The following is a 13,849-nucleotide window of genomic DNA, read 5'->3' as shown; positions in this document are numbered from 1 at the left end:
CTTGGTGGGTATTGATAAAGCGTGATTGCAGGCGCAAGGAGGTCTTGCATCGGAGGCGGTGAGGGTGGATCCGGGAGGGGCGATCGGTATCGCCCCGTCCTTTGCATCAACTGGCGGTCAGCAGGTTGAAAAAACGCCCGCTGATGAGCCATACATCCAGCGCATAAGGGAATTGCGACCACTGATGCCCAGCTTGATCGCCGCGCGGCGCTGGTAACTGCCCACGGTATTGACCTTGAGTGCGAGCCGCTCGGCCTGCTCAAGCGCAGTATGGCCGGCGAGTAGCCCCAGGCACACTTGGGTTTCGCGTTCGGACAACGTCAGCCCTGTTTCGCGCAGTCGTTCCTGAAAGCGCTTTTCAATGCTTTCGGGCTTTTTATGCTCGATGCCGGGCATTGCTGATTGCAGGGCATTGACATGTTTTTCAAGTATCGAAAACAGCAGAGGAGAAATGTCGCCTAGTTGCCGGCGTTCCTTTTCTGAAAATTCATGGGCGGGAAGCGCCCGAAATACGGTTATTTTACAGCTAAAGTTTTCCGAGGCCTGATCAGGGTAAAGATGAATCGAGTCACTGAGCAACAGCGTGCCTCGTGATGACGTCACGGTCTCGTTAAAGACCGTCGGTGCAGAGGCGGGTGGCGTTTGCCAGGGCTGTGGCAGGGAGGAGAGGTGCGTGGCATCTACCGCAAGCTGAGTGTCGATCAGCTTGTGGAACATGCTGGAAAAATTCCCGCTACCGATGCTGGCTATGGCCCTGCCAATCTGCGGAAGTAGTGTGTTAGGCATGTAGTCATCCATGAATTTAAAACTGCTGACAATGGTATAGACGCTGTAAGCATGGCGCAGTCACATCAACTTGGCCGTTGGTGTTTCCGCCACAAAATCAGCGTTAGATGCCCGCTAGAGCATCTGCAGTGAAGTACAGCAAAGCGTATCGCCCTGAGGTTACCTAAATACTTCACTATCAGAAAGAGTGATGATCATCGGTCGGACGGCGCGTAAGGAGGCCGCAGAAAGCGCTCAGGCGAACTAGCGCTAGCGGGTGTTTCCTGCTCTTGTTACGGGAAGTAGGGAGTGGAAAAGATCCCCGCGAATGTGCACTTAACGTCGCGACATGACGGGGACATACCGTTTGGCACGCGTCTATTTACCGATCATGAATCGGGTGACCAGACGCGTAAGCCGTCCGTAAGGTGCCGAGACCTTGTCGGACATGTTGAAACGACCGAGCTTGAGAACACCGCGGGCGTGGGACAGACGTACGAAGCCTTCGTAGCCATGATAGGCCCCGGTGCCACTGTCGCCGACACCGCCAAAAGGCAGGTCATCCTGAGTCGCGTGCAGCATGGTGCCATTGATGGTCACGCCGCCGGACTGCGTGCGGTTCAGCACCCGGTCTACAGACACCTGATCGTTGGAAAAGCAATAAAGCGCCAGCGGTGCCGGACGCGCGTTGATAAAGGCGATGGCTTCATCCAGCGACTCATACGCGAGGATCGGCAGCAGCGGCCCGAAAATCTCTTCGCCCATGACATCTGCTTGCAGGGACACCTGAGTGAGTGCCATCGGTGCGATTTTGCGTTCGCCCGCCGTTGCGGGCGCATTGTGTTGCCATGCCTTGGCACCTGTCGCGACGGCCTGACTGGCCATCGCCATAAGCCGGTCGTAGTGGCGCCGGGAAATAATCGAGGTGTAGTCAGAATTGCCATCGAGGGTCGGGTACAGTTTTTTCGCTGCAGCGAGCCACTCGCTGGCAAAGCTGTCCACCTGTTCGCGGGGGACGAGCACATAGTCAGGCGCTACGCAGGTCTGACCGGCATTGAACAGTTTGCCGATAGCGATCATCCGCGCGGCTTTGGTGATCGAAAAGTCGTCGCAGACCACCACTGGCGACTTGCCGCCCAGCTCCAGTGTGACCGGTGTCAGATTGCGTGCGGCCGCCGCCATGACCTGGCGGCCCACGTGGGTCGAGCCGGTAAACAGCAGATGGTCGAAAGGCAACTCACTGAACCGGCCCGCCAGTGTGGCGTCGCCAGTGACCACGACAACCTGTTCAGCCGGGAACGCTTCGCCCAGCAGTTGCTTGAGCAGCTCGGAGGTTCGGGGTGTCAGTTCCGAAGGTTTGATCATTACCCGGTTACCCGCAGCCAGCGCCTCTATCAACGGCACCAGTGTCAGCGTCAGCGGATAGTTCCACGGAGCCAGAATGCCGACGACGCCCAGCGGCTGATAAACCACCCGGGCTTTGGCGGGCCTGAAAACAATACCCGCCTTGCGCCGTGAGGGGCGCATCCATGCCTTGAGGTGCGAGCGGATGTGCTTGATGCCGTTGACCACCGGCATCAACTCACCGAGGCGGGTTTCGTCGAACGAGCGGTTGCCGAAGTCTGCGCTGACCGCCTCGAGCAACCTGTCCTGATTATCGCTGACCATACGCAGAACGGCGTTGAGGTCTGCGATTCGTTGATCGAAGGAAGGCGCGCCCTGAGCACGGAATGCAGCCTGCTGCGCCTCGAACAGCTCGGTTAGCCCGGAAGCGTGAAACGTCGTGTCTGGCGAAACCCTGGCGGATTGATTCATGACGCTGCTCCTGTGGCTGCGTGGTTTTTATAGGGGCTGCATGACGGCGATGGAACCTGCCGCTAGTACGGAGGCGTCAGCAGTAGTGTGTATTTCCTGGCTCACGTAATCGTTTAGCACCCCGACAGGCTGATGGAGGAACGATCCGGCCGGTTAAAGGGGCCAACCGGCTAACCTGCATGCCGCTCATCGCTTGCCATGCCCGGGTTCGGGCGCCAGGCGATCCAGATGACTGACGATCATCGCCGCCACCATCGCGCAGGTTTTCGCGGGCTCCAACGGCTCATCGAACAACAACTCAATGGTCGCGTGAATCATTTCCACCGCGACGCGGGCAACCATGGCGATGCGCTCGGGATCCGCGTCTGGAAAAGCACTGTCAATGATCGCAGCCTGAGCCTGGGAAACCCTGCGGTGTGAGTCGAGCCGCACATGCTCCAGAGCGGGAACCGCCCTCAGTGCCTTGAGCGTCCACATACCGCCCAGTGTGGCGTCAGTGACCCGGTACGTATCCAGAATCAGCTCGGCGAGCGCCTGTTCCAGCGCCTGCGGCGTGCCTGCGATCAGCTCGGGGGTGATCCAGTGATCGATCCGCTCGTTCTGTTTTTCGAGCAGGCGCTCACCCAGAACCGTCAGCAGCGCGTACTTGTTCGGGAAATAGCGATACAGCGCGGGCGGCGTGAGGCCGGCCCGTTCGCATACCAGATTGGTCGACAAGCGTTCTATGCCGACCTCGCACAGGGTGTTTGCCGTGGCGACCAGGATGCGCTCGTAGGTTTCGGTAGCACGCTGCTGCGCGGGCAGCTTCTTGCGTTCAACGCTTTTCCCGACGATTTGCTCGGGAGGGATTTCGGTTTTCAGCCTGGCCATAAATACCTGTCAAGAAAAGTGGGGCGCCAGCATGAGGATCAAAAAACAGTTGCTGCACGATAAAATGATAGCTATAACTATCGTGTAGCGATGACTATCATAACTGAAGCGTCGTTATTGTGACGATCTGTCAAAACAAAAAATAAAAAAGGTGACGCTATGAACGTACGGCAGTGGCTTTTCCTCTCTTCGGTTCTGATGTGCTCCACCGGCCTTCATGCTGCTGCCGGTCCGCTTGAGGCCAAGGGCCTTTGGCTGACGGCTGAAAAGGACGCGGTGGTCAGGCTTGACGACTGCGCAGACAAGGCCGGCGCTATCTGCGGGCAGATTGTCTGGGTCAAGGATGCGGCCTCGACGTCGAGTGATTGCGGCGTACAGATTCTGCAGCTGACCCGCTATGACCAGGACGCTTGGCGCGATGGCTGGGTGTACGACCCGCGTGATCAGAAAAAATATAAGGGCGCCGTTCGAGTCAAGGACGGACGCCTCAATGTAAGGGCTTTTGTCGGCACCGAAGTTCTCGGCAAGACAGAGCAATTCGAGCGAATCGCAACACTGCCTCCTGCCCCGGTTTGCAAATCGTAAATCCGGCACTTTAGCGTGGGAGAGAATCATGCGCACTTATACAACCCGTTATGTAATGGCTGCAGCCCTGTGCTCCGCAGCAGGCCCGACGCTGGCCATCGCCGATGAAATGTCGAGCTACGCAGTGGATGTTACCGCCAAGGTCAGCTCGGACATTCGTACCCGCGGGATTTCCGATTCGCTGAATCGGCCCGGGGCCAAAGTGACCATTCAGGTCGCCCATGAAACAGGCCTGGTGGCGCTGGCCGAATTTACCACGGTCAGCAAGAAACAGTTTCTCGATGGCGACGGCGCAGGTGTATTGCTGGCTGGCGGTTATCGCTTCGGCGATCCGGATGCCTGGCACTATGGCGTCGGGCTTGCGGCCGAGATGTTTCCCGGGGCTCAGTTCAAGGCGCCGAACCGGTTCGATTTCGAGACCTTCACGCCAGGTGAGGAGCACTCGACCAACTACAACAGCCAATTCGCCGTGCTTGAAATCGGTTACGGCGCGCTCGAAGGACGAATCGCCCGGGTGCTCTCGAAAAACTACCGGGGCGCCAACAGCGGCGGGGTGTGTGGCGCGCAATTGCAGTTCCGCGATGACCCGACCAAAGGCCTCGATTGCTATGCCAAGGGTGATCGCAACTCCCGGGGCAGCATGCTCTATGACCTCGACTACAAGTACGCGCTGGGCATCAACACCAACCTGAAGCTGCACGCCGGCTACCAACAGATCGAAAACTTCTCGGAGGCCGACTTTGCCGATTATGGCGCAGGTCTGGTCCACCACTGGTGGGGCGTCGACTGGGGGCTTGACTGGGTGACGACCAAGACCAGGGCGCGCGAACTGTATATGGCCGAGGACGACGGACATGTGCGCACCACGGACGGCAGTCGCTGGGTAGCGTCGATTTCCCGCACATTCTGAGTAGACCTTTATGACTTCGCTTTTCATTTCCCGGACGCCTGAGGCGGCTACCGGCCTGGAGCAACTCGTCCTCGCGATCGACCTGGGAACGTCCGGCTGCAAGTGCGCGCTGGTCTCCATGGAGGGAGACATCCGCGCCTGGGCGTTTCACGGCGTGCCGCTGCACGTCAGTGGCCTGAGTGCCGAGCAGGAACCCGAGGACTGGTGGAACGCGTTTCTGCTCGGTGCCCACGAATTGCTGGCAGCCGACCCGCTCAGGCGTCGTCAGGTGGTGGCCGTGTGTTGCTCGACGCAAAGCGAAGGCACGGTCTGTGTCGATCGCGAGGGGACCGCGATTGGCCGGGCGCTGCTGTGGCTGGACAAACGCGGCGCCGGCTCGATCAAACGACGCATGGGCGGAGGCTGGTGCAATCTGGGTGGCTACGGGCCGCTCAAGCTCTGGAAATCGCTGCGACTGACCGGCGGGGTGGCGTCACTGTCGGGCATGGACTCGGCCGGGCACATGGCCTACATCCTTGACCACGACCCGGCAAGGTATGACCAGACGCACAAGTTTCTGAATGTGCTCGACTACATGAACATGCGCCTGTCGGGGCGCTTCTGCGCCACAGGTGACTCGATGCTGACCGCCTGGGTGACCGACAATCGCGATCCTCATCACATCCGTTACGACGCCAGCCTGATCAGGGCACTGGGTATCGACGCCGGCAAACTGCCGGAGCTGGTGGGCTCGACGGAAGTCATCGGCACCTTGAAGCCCGAGCTCGCCGATGCCCTGGGGCTGCTTCGATCCACACCCGTGGTGGCGGGTGCCGTGGACACCTCGGCCGTGGCCGTTGGCGCCACCGTGCGTGACTTCGCTCCGCATCTTTATCTGGGCACCTCGTCGTGGGTCGGCGCTCACGTGCCGTTCAAGAAATCCAGCGTACGCCATCACATCGCTGCAGTACCCAGTGCGGTCAAAGGCCGGTATCTGGCGATGGCGATGCAATCGGCGGCAGGTGCCAATCTGTCGTTTCTGCGCGACAAGGTGCTGTATCACCCGGACGAGTTGTTGAGCGATGAGCAGCAGCCGGACGTGTACGCCTTGCTGGACCGTATCGCCGCCCGAGTGCCAGCGGGTTCGCGGGGGCTGATCTACACGCCCTGGCTGTGGGGCGAGCGCTCTCCGGTAGGTGATCCGAGCCTGCGTGCCGGCCTGATCAACCTGAAACTGGAGCATTCGCGGGAAGACATCATCCGGGCCTTCATGGAGGGCGTCGCGCACAACACGCGCTGGATGCTGGAGCCGTTCTCGCAGTTTATCGGCCAGTCGCGCGGAGTCATCGTCGCCACGGGGGGCGGAGCGCAGTCGGATGTGTGGTGCCAGATCATGGCCGATGTCTGCGGGCGGGTCATTCAGCAGCCGCATAACCCGATTCAGATCAACGCACGCGGTGCGGCCTTCATTGCTGCAGTAGCGCTCGAAAAACTGCAGTTCAACGATCTGCCGGCCCTGCAACGGCCGCATCGGCTGTACGAACCCTCCGAATCAACCCGAAACCTGTATGACGACCGCTTCGCCACGTTCAAGGAAGTCCGCAAACGTCTGGCGCCGCTCTATCGCAGGTTGAACCCATCGCAGGAGACGGCACCATGAGCAATGTTCAACAGCAGATCGTCGACCTGTCGCGGCATCTGTCACGCCGCGGCTTCTTTGCCGCAACCGGCGGCAACCTTGCGCTGCGTATCGACGCATTGCACATCGCGGTCACTCCGTCGGCCACCGACTACTTCAGCATGCGGCCAGAGGACGTCTGCGTATTGCGACTCAAGGACCTCAAGCAGCTGTCGGGCGAACGTTCGCCCTCGGTTGAAAGCGAGCTGCACGCGAAAGTCCTGCGCAGTCGCCCGGACGTCAATTGCAGCATTCATACCCATCAGCCACTGGCCAGCGCCTGCACATTGTTCGGCAAATCGCTGGACGTACCTTACCCGCCGCTATGGCAATCGCTGGGGCGGAGGATTCAGCTGGTGGGTTATGCGCCGTCCGGTTCCGGCTGGCTGGCAGGCAAGCTGGAAAAGACCATCCGGCCTGACCAAAACGCCTACCTGATGCGCAATCACGGCGTTCTGTGCTGTGGCCCGGACATAGAAACCACCCTGAAACGCCTGGAGGACCTGGAAACATTCTGTCGTGACCATCTTCTCAACCAGATCAAAGCCAACAGCCGTGGCAAACCCGAATCGCGCGTCGCAATAGCACGCCTGATCGACGCCCTGACCAGCGCCGGCACGCACGCCCTCAGCCCTCAGCCTTTTTCAGAGACTCAATCATGAACAGACCTCTCGATCCCGCCAATATCCCTGACATTCCGGCATCGGCCGTGTCGCAATGGCCCGATGTCGACTCACTCTATCGCCGCTTCGACGAGCTGGTGAAACAGCCGATTCGCCCGATCAAGCGCGACGCGATGAACAAAATCATGGGCTATTTCGACGAGCGCTGCCAAGGATCGAAGCGCCTTTCCGAGGCCGCCAAAAAGGTCATACCGGGGGGCGTGCAACACAACCTGGCGTTCAACTATCCGTTCCCACTGGCCTTCGCCCAGGCCCACGGTGCGCACCTGACCGACGTGGATGGCAATCGCTACACCGACTTCCTGCAGGCAGGTGGCCCGACGTTGCTGGGCTCCAATCACCCGGCCATTCGCAAACAGGTTGACCGGATTCTTGACGAATGCGGACCGGTAACCGGCCTGCTGCATGAATACGAGGTCAAACTGGCTGAGCTGGTCTGCGAATCGATGCCGGGTGTCGACATGCTGCGCTTGTTGGGCTCGGGCACCGAAGCGGTCATGGCCGCAGTTCGTCTGGCCCGTGCCTATACCCGCAAGAAATGGGTGATCAAGATCGGCGGCGCCTACCACGGCTGGAGCGACCAGTTGGTCTATGGCATGCGCTTGCCGGGCACCGGGCGCATGGAAGCGGTGGGGATCCCGCGAGGCGCCACCGCGAACACTCAGGAAAGCCCGCCGAATAATCTCGACGCTTTGCGCCGCAGGCTGCAAATCAACCGTCTGCGTGGTGGCACCGCAGCCATTATGGTCGAACCTTTTGGCCCGGAAAGCGGCACGCGTCCGGTGCATGCCGACTTCAACCGACAGCTGCGGGCGCTGTGCAACGAATTCGATGCCCTACTGATCTTCGACGAAGTGGTCACCGGGTTCCGCGCCGGTCTGGGCGGCGCGCAGGCTTACTTCAATGTCATGCCGGACATCACGGTATTGGGCAAATGCCTGACCGGGGGCTATCCCATGGCCGGTGCCATTGGCGGGCGCCGGGACGTGATGCAACTGCTTGCCGGTGGCATTGGCACATCCTCGCGACGGGCGTTCGTCGGCGGCACGCTGTCGGCTAATCCGTTGTCATGCGTCGCTGGTTATTACGCACTGGTCGAAGCCCGCCGCCTGAACGCGCCGGCGCTGGCGGGAAGGGCGGGCGACCGTATGCGTGCAGGCCTGGAGGAGATCATCAACCGGCGCGGCTTGCCCTATGTGGCGTACAACATGGGTTCCATTGTTCACCTGCAGACGTCCGGCGTCCTGCTGCTCGATACCGGCAACCCGCTCAAGCTGCTGAGGGCGCGCAATGAAGCCAAGACCCGCAAGCACATGATGGAAGAGATGGGCGCCGCGTATACCGCTCACGGCCTGATCACGCTGGCCGGCAGCCGTTTGTACACCAGCCTGGCTGACACCGACGATGTCATCGACGACGCGCTTGAACGCTTCGACGCTGTCTTTCAACTGGTGTGAGGTGAGCAGCATGCGCGATTCACTTCGACAGCAGTGGTTTGATCTGCGTGAACGCCTGATGGGTCAGGTGGACTCGCACAGCAGTGTTTCGTTGCGATTGCCGGGCGGACAGAGTATGTGGCTGGGCAAACTCGATGACCTGGCGCCGCAGGTGGTTGATTGCAACGACTCGGCAGCGGACGACGGCCAGACGCACGCGGCGATCTACCGGGCCCGAGCTGACGTCGGCGCCGTGCTGCTCGGCGGCGGTGCCTTTGCCAAAAGCCTGGTGGATTTTGGCGGAGTCCTGCCGATTCTATTTGATGAGCAGGCACGCCATATAGGCCACATGGCTACGCCCGCCAGTTCCGAACAACCGCTGGCGCGTCTGTTGAAGCGGGGGGGCAATGCTGCGGTGATCGACAGCACCCCGGTGGTGATGGGTACTACAGGGGCGCGAATGGTCCTCAATGCAGAGTTGTTCGAGAAATGCGCCAAGGCCTACACGCTGGCCAAGGCATGCGGCACGCACCTTACGCTACTACCCTGGTGGGTGGTGCTGGTGGCCAACGGAAGGCTAATGAAAGACGAGAAGCGGGCGGCACAGTGTTTTGCCGAAGGCCGGATTCCGCCCGAAACCCGCGGTTACTGAAACTTCCGAAGAGGCGCATGCCATGCAAACGTCATCCGCTGTAACTCGCAGGCACCTGAGTGCGGCCTTGGCACTGGGCTCTGTCGCAGTGCTGATGGTAGGTCTGCAACCGTTGCTTCTTGGCGAGTTACTGGCGCAAGACCACGTATCACTGGAAGGTGTCGGGCTGGTCGCGATGGGTGAAATCGTCGCGCTGGGGCTCGGTGTGGTGCTGGGCGATCTGCTGCGGTCGATGCTCAACCTGCGCCTGCTGACGGTCATCGCCATCCTCTGCGCTGCCGGAATGGATCTGGTCACCGCCAATGTCACCGGCGACGGGCCGTTGACCGCTGCACGTGCGCTGGCGGGGCTGGCCGAGGGCCTGCTGTTATGGGGCGCCGTCAGCCTTATCGTTCAGGGGCCCGCGCCAGACCGGGTGGCTGGCGCATTCATGGTCGTCCAGACCCTGGCTCAGGCACTGATGGCCGCCGCGCTTGCGTACCTGATACTGCCTGATCGTAGCGTGCATGCAGGGTTCGTGTTTCTGGGAATGCTGACCGCAGGCTCGGTGCTGTTCATTGTCTGGCTACCCGGACGCTTGCCGCAGCAGCCTGACAGGCAGCCGGATACGACAGGATTCAAATGGAATCTGAAGCAGGTGCTGCTGTTGACGCTGGTGTTCATGCAACTCTCGGCTGTCGGCGGGCTGTGGGCGTATCTGGAACCGCTGGGCATTCACGCGGGGCTGCGCGCTCATGCGGCGCAATTGCTGGTGTCCGCGATGCTGTTCATGCAAGTGCTGGGCGGCTGCCTGGGCATTCTGCTGGTACGCAGGGTGCCTGATTACTCGATGTTGGCCATCGCAGCGTTTTTCCTGGCCGGCATTGCATTGGGCATGTACATAACGGCCGATCAGGGGATTAACGTATTTCTGGGCCTGTGCGCGTTGTTTGCACTGATCTACCTGATGCTGACGCCGTTTCAGGTGCGCATTGCGCTGCAGATCGATCCATCGGGACGCATCGCAGGGCTCATTCCGGGCATGCAACTGCTGGGCTGTGCCTTCGGGCCGCTGCTTGCGTCGCAGTGGGTATCGGGCGACAACGCTCAACCGGTGCTGCTGGTCAGCGTCTGGCTGTCGGTATCGGCTTTGTGCCTGATAGCACTGCTGCACCGGCGGGCAGTTGATAGAAGGGTTGGGGTTGTGGGCGGGGTTTGATTGGTCGCCTGGGTGCGATTACAGAGCGAACAACCCGGGAGCCTCATTCAGGAAGGGCTCAACCAGGCGACCTGATTTCCTGCCTTCCATGCCAGTCCGCTTAGGACAAGGAGCCCCAACAACACGGAATACACCCAGTACGCGCCGATCCAATCGTATGACCAACCAGCCAGAATAACGCCCACCAGCCCTGCAAAACGACTCATGAAATCAATGGCGCCGTACCAGCTTCCAATGATCTCCTTGGGTAACGTAAGCTGAATGGCGCTAGCTGTACTGCGAAAATATACAGTGGTACCAAACTGGAATAGAAACATACCGACAGCCACCCATAAGAAACTTCCTCGGAACCACAGGGTCATTGCGATACCGGTGAACATTAACGCGTGGGCGGACAGTATGGTGGTGATTAGGCTTTTGTCCTGGAAAGACGACATCGTAAATCCTCCCAGCACTGCGCCAGTGGTTCCGAGCGCATAAAGATAACCTGTTTGCTCGGGAGAAAACGCATGGAAATCTCGGAGAAAAGGAATCCATAAGAGCGCCAGCACGCTTATCACCAGAACGCAGGTAGAGTAAGAGGCAAGGAAATTACGCCACTGCGAGGACCTTAGAAGGTTCACGGTTGCCATCGAAGCGCCGGTCACGCTTTCCTGGAAACGCGCTTTGAATGATGAAGACTCGACATCTGGGCGGGTAACACTCGTGCCTGCGGCCACTGACCACAGACTGAGCGCAAGAAACAAAGCGCCCATCATGAAGACGATTGAGGCAGTAAGAGCCATGGACAAGCCGACCTGGAAAATCACCAGCGCACCAATGGCAGGCCCTACCGCTCTGGCGACGCCGTTGATAATTGCAAGAAAGCCATTGACCCGTATTATCTCCTCCCTTGAAAAGAGGAAAGGAATAAAGGAAAACATGATAAGCCGGACGTACTGATGTACGAGGTCAACCAGGAAAGCAAATAACCATACCTGTTCGACAGAGCTGCCTGGCGTCGAAAGGGTCGTCACAGCCACCGTAAAAACAATGATATTTATGATCTGCGTGGCGATGAACAGCTTCCATTTATCAAATCGATCAATAAACCCCGCCCCTAGCAGGGTGACCAGTATTTCAGCGCTGTAACCTATTGCATACGTCGTCATGACGGACAGGGTTGAGCCCGTCAACGTGTAGGCCAGGTTGGCAAATGCCAAGTCGTATACCGCTTCGGAGAGCGCAATCAGCACGCCCACCGAAGCAAATATATAGAGTACCTTTTTGTTTGAATAGGGAAGGGTGTGCACAGTGTCCATCCGTTATTTTTGCGTTAACGCATCAGGCTGCTATGATTTCAAAGTGTTCAGGTATCGCACTCTTTAATTCATCGAGGCTTGCGAAATTACTCTTCAAATCAAGCGCTTCAGCAGCGGGCGCCAACATTTGAATTTTCCCAAGCAACGTTCGAAGTGAGTCAGGTGTATCTAAATAAGGAGTCAGTGCTTTTTGAAACGCTTCCAGCGCAACGCATTCCGTTTCATCCTTGGCTGAGGCCACCAACGCGGCAAGTTCGGTTTTCCACGACATGCTGTGTGTTGTGATAACTTCTTGCATAGTGAATCTCCATCGTTATGAGAAAAGCAAGTGTGTGCACACCCCAATCAGGTAAAGTTATGCTGTTCAAATTTTGCCATCTTGTATACTACGCTGTGCGGGCACTGTAGCGTAGGGAGCGAAATTCTCGGGTAAGGAAGAGTATCTGATAATGGAACAAGGTCCTGTCCAAACATAGGGATGTCCGTTCTAGGCTCGTTCTTGTCAACGAAGACCTCATGCTCGCAACGAATCAATATGTCTTGGGTGCTTGTTATACGGTAAGCGATACCTTGCTCTATTCTTATATTTATCCTGGGATCAGAAATAATGGTGTGGTTTGTCATCTGTCCAAATGTTTCAGAGTTCTCTCTCAGGTCAATAAAGCTTAGAGTGATTTCAGCACCTTCATTATTTAGGAAGGTGTATATTTTTCTGGTGCGTGCATGCCAGTGGTAAGCAGCGGATTCTGCGTAATCTGACTTGAGCAGCAAAACATCTGAAACACAAGCATTAGTGTTTGGTACGAGGGTAAATGATTTACCCCCTGTCAATGCGTAACGATTGCGCCTGACTTCAACACCTGGGATTTTAGCTTTTTCTACAACCGCCGCCAATGAACGGTCATCGTTTGCCCATTGCTTGGGCTCAAGCATTACAAATTTCTTGGCGCCAGCAATTTGCACGGAAAAACGTGCGAGGTACGACTTCGGATTTTCAAGAAGTGATTGGGATATCTTTGACAAAAAAAGATGAGCCTCATCAGGCAATATATACCGGTTTGGTCTGATGATGGGAAACTCGTCTAGCGCTGAAGAGCGAGGAACTGAAACCAGATCATTGTCCAGATTCCATGCGGGATTGTCGTGATCCACATACCATACAGGCTCATCGCGTGTCACGATGCTTTCGAGATTATCAAATGTATGCGCCACGCCTCGGGGGATGACCAATCGTCTTTCTAAAGAGGGCTTAAAGCGCAAGCGAACTATACGATGAAGCGTAGCACTGCCTTCTCTACAATCCACGAAAAAACCATCAATTTCAACGATCGGATCTCCCATGAACGTGAGTCGGTCATCTTGTCCGACGTGAATTCCATAAGTAGAATAATGAAAATTTTTCTCGTGAGTTACAAAGTCTGAAATGAGAGGGCCGGGACTGGAAATAAGCTTCTTATGGTAAAAACTAGTGGGTGATTTAGCTAACGATGTGAGATTAGGCTCAAACTGTAAGCCTTCAATAGAAAAGCCTAAGGAAAGGCTGCCATCATCAACTTTTTTGAACATAGATCCCTCGCATATTTGGGCACTTGAAAACTTTATTGTTCAAGCGCTTGCCTGCCTTGGCTGCGTGAGCGCTAGAGACCGCGAACATTTTCGGGTATCAGTTGAGTACTCACCTTGCGACTTAAATATTGAGTAGCGAATTATTCGAAGTCAATATTTTTTTAATTATTTTTTTGAACTAGGGCGCTCTGTTTTTGTGCCTGGCTTACCAAAGTGGTGCAAGAAGGGTTTTTTGAAAATTATCATGTCTACTCAGGGATTACCGCAGGGGCCATGCGATAAAAGCACGAGCAATCTATTTAGGTATCACTCATTTTTTGCGCGTGCTCCGAGACAGTGCGCCCTTGTTAATACATGTCGCTGGATTGCCCGCCCCAAGTACTCTCTCTCTCTTAGGTGGAGGTTGAGGTC

General features: G+C 57.4%; 13 protein-coding genes. 7 read left to right on the top strand and 6 right to left on the bottom strand.

Annotated elements, in window-relative coordinates; translation table 11 throughout:
- Positions 1-117: 117 nt before the first annotated feature.
- From JOE29_RS11850 to JOE29_RS11840, 3 genes are all read right to left on the bottom strand, one after another.
- A complete protein-coding gene (locus JOE29_RS11850; RefSeq protein ID WP_024648407.1) occupies positions 118-786 on the bottom strand; it encodes a LuxR C-terminal-related transcriptional regulator in 669 nt (222 codons plus the stop codon).
- Positions 787-1,143: 357 nt separating this feature from the next.
- A complete protein-coding gene (locus tag JOE29_RS11845) occupies positions 1,144-2,580 on the bottom strand; it encodes a coniferyl aldehyde dehydrogenase (RefSeq protein WP_210079542.1) in 1,437 nt (478 codons plus the stop codon).
- 186 nt (positions 2,581-2,766) lie between these two features.
- Complete coding sequence (locus JOE29_RS11840) at positions 2,767-3,450, bottom strand: TetR/AcrR family transcriptional regulator (protein ID WP_057406169.1); 684 nt, start codon at positions 3,448-3,450, stop codon at positions 2,767-2,769.
- Between the two features lie 159 nt (positions 3,451-3,609).
- Between JOE29_RS11840 and JOE29_RS11835 the strand changes: the two genes are divergently transcribed.
- From JOE29_RS11835 to JOE29_RS11805, 7 genes are read left to right on the top strand one after another with little or no spacing between them, the layout of a single operon-like run.
- Positions 3,610-4,035: a DUF2147 domain-containing protein gene (locus JOE29_RS11835; RefSeq protein ID WP_004404540.1), complete on the top strand. Its 426-nt coding sequence runs from the start codon at positions 3,610-3,612 to the stop codon at positions 4,033-4,035.
- A gap of 28 nt (positions 4,036-4,063) precedes the next feature.
- Complete coding sequence (locus JOE29_RS11830; RefSeq protein ID WP_210079541.1) at positions 4,064-4,945, top strand: TorF family putative porin; 882 nt, start codon at positions 4,064-4,066, stop codon at positions 4,943-4,945.
- A 10-nt stretch (positions 4,946-4,955) separates the two neighbouring features.
- Positions 4,956-6,584 (top strand): FGGY-family carbohydrate kinase, encoded by a 1,629-nt coding sequence (locus JOE29_RS11825; RefSeq protein WP_210079540.1) that lies wholly within the window; start codon positions 4,956-4,958, stop codon positions 6,582-6,584.
- Entirely contained in the window at positions 6,581-7,264 is a 684-nt protein-coding gene (locus tag JOE29_RS11820; protein WP_032661727.1) for a class II aldolase/adducin family protein, read from the top strand. The genes JOE29_RS11825 and JOE29_RS11820 overlap by 4 nt, the downstream gene beginning before the upstream one ends.
- The gene (locus JOE29_RS11815) at positions 7,261-8,742 is read left to right on the top strand and encodes an aminotransferase class III-fold pyridoxal phosphate-dependent enzyme (RefSeq protein WP_096115575.1); all 1,482 of its coding nucleotides are present in this window, start codon (positions 7,261-7,263) and stop codon (positions 8,740-8,742) included. The genes JOE29_RS11820 and JOE29_RS11815 overlap by 4 nt, the downstream gene beginning before the upstream one ends.
- Positions 8,743-8,752: 10 nt before the next feature.
- The gene (locus tag JOE29_RS11810) at positions 8,753-9,373 is read left to right on the top strand and encodes a hypothetical protein (RefSeq protein WP_024661779.1); all 621 of its coding nucleotides are present in this window, start codon (positions 8,753-8,755) and stop codon (positions 9,371-9,373) included.
- A gap of 22 nt (positions 9,374-9,395) precedes the next feature.
- Positions 9,396-10,571 carry an MFS transporter gene (locus JOE29_RS11805; RefSeq protein ID WP_210079539.1) on the top strand — a complete coding sequence of 392 codons (1,176 nt, stop codon included), beginning with the start codon at positions 9,396-9,398 and terminating at the stop codon, positions 10,569-10,571.
- 47 nt (positions 10,572-10,618) lie between these two features.
- Here the strand turns inward: JOE29_RS11805 and JOE29_RS11800 are convergent, their stop codons facing one another.
- The 3 genes from JOE29_RS11800 to JOE29_RS11790 are packed head-to-tail and all read right to left on the bottom strand — an operon-like array spanning position 10,619 to position 13,438.
- Positions 10,619-11,872, bottom strand: coding sequence for an MFS transporter (locus JOE29_RS11800; RefSeq protein ID WP_024661777.1), 1,254 nt, complete (start codon positions 11,870-11,872; stop codon positions 10,619-10,621).
- Positions 11,873-11,894: 22 nt separating this feature from the next.
- Positions 11,895-12,170: a hypothetical protein gene (locus tag JOE29_RS11795; protein ID WP_010412379.1), complete on the bottom strand. Its 276-nt coding sequence runs from the start codon at positions 12,168-12,170 to the stop codon at positions 11,895-11,897.
- Between the two features lie 47 nt (positions 12,171-12,217).
- Positions 12,218-13,438 (bottom strand): dTDP-4-dehydrorhamnose 3,5-epimerase family protein, encoded by a 1,221-nt coding sequence (locus JOE29_RS11790; protein WP_210079538.1) that lies wholly within the window; start codon positions 13,436-13,438, stop codon positions 12,218-12,220.
- Between the last annotated feature and the right edge of the window lie 411 nt (positions 13,439-13,849).

Source organism: Pseudomonas sp. PvP009, from assembly GCF_017832995.1.
In the GTDB taxonomy this organism is placed as follows: domain Bacteria; phylum Pseudomonadota; class Gammaproteobacteria; order Pseudomonadales; family Pseudomonadaceae; genus Aquipseudomonas; species Aquipseudomonas syringae.
This window is presented reverse-complemented; position numbering and strand designations above follow the sequence as displayed.

Excerpts from the sequence above, each read along its gene's own strand:
- JOE29_RS11850 (WP_024648407.1), bottom strand. The coding sequence starts at position 786 with ATGCCTAACACACTACTTCCGCAGATTGGCAGGGCCATAGCCAGCATC.
- JOE29_RS11845 (WP_210079542.1), bottom strand. The coding sequence starts at position 2,580 with ATGAATCAATCCGCCAGGGTTTCGCCAGACACGACGTTTCACGCTTCC.
- JOE29_RS11840 (WP_057406169.1), bottom strand. The coding sequence starts at position 3,450 with ATGGCCAGGCTGAAAACCGAAATCCCTCCCGAGCAAATCGTCGGGAAA.
- JOE29_RS11835 (WP_004404540.1), top strand. The coding sequence starts at position 3,610 with ATGAACGTACGGCAGTGGCTTTTCCTCTCTTCGGTTCTGATGTGCTCC.
- JOE29_RS11830 (WP_210079541.1), top strand. The coding sequence starts at position 4,064 with ATGCGCACTTATACAACCCGTTATGTAATGGCTGCAGCCCTGTGCTCC.
- JOE29_RS11825 (WP_210079540.1), top strand. The coding sequence starts at position 4,956 with ATGACTTCGCTTTTCATTTCCCGGACGCCTGAGGCGGCTACCGGCCTG.
- JOE29_RS11820 (WP_032661727.1), top strand. The coding sequence starts at position 6,581 with ATGAGCAATGTTCAACAGCAGATCGTCGACCTGTCGCGGCATCTGTCA.
- JOE29_RS11815 (WP_096115575.1), top strand. The coding sequence starts at position 7,261 with ATGAACAGACCTCTCGATCCCGCCAATATCCCTGACATTCCGGCATCG.
- JOE29_RS11810 (WP_024661779.1), top strand. The coding sequence starts at position 8,753 with ATGCGCGATTCACTTCGACAGCAGTGGTTTGATCTGCGTGAACGCCTG.
- JOE29_RS11805 (WP_210079539.1), top strand. The coding sequence starts at position 9,396 with ATGCAAACGTCATCCGCTGTAACTCGCAGGCACCTGAGTGCGGCCTTG.
- JOE29_RS11800 (WP_024661777.1), bottom strand. The coding sequence starts at position 11,872 with ATGGACACTGTGCACACCCTTCCCTATTCAAACAAAAAGGTACTCTAT.
- JOE29_RS11795 (WP_010412379.1), bottom strand. The coding sequence starts at position 12,170 with ATGCAAGAAGTTATCACAACACACAGCATGTCGTGGAAAACCGAACTT.
- JOE29_RS11790 (WP_210079538.1), bottom strand. The coding sequence starts at position 13,438 with ATGTTCAAAAAAGTTGATGATGGCAGCCTTTCCTTAGGCTTTTCTATT.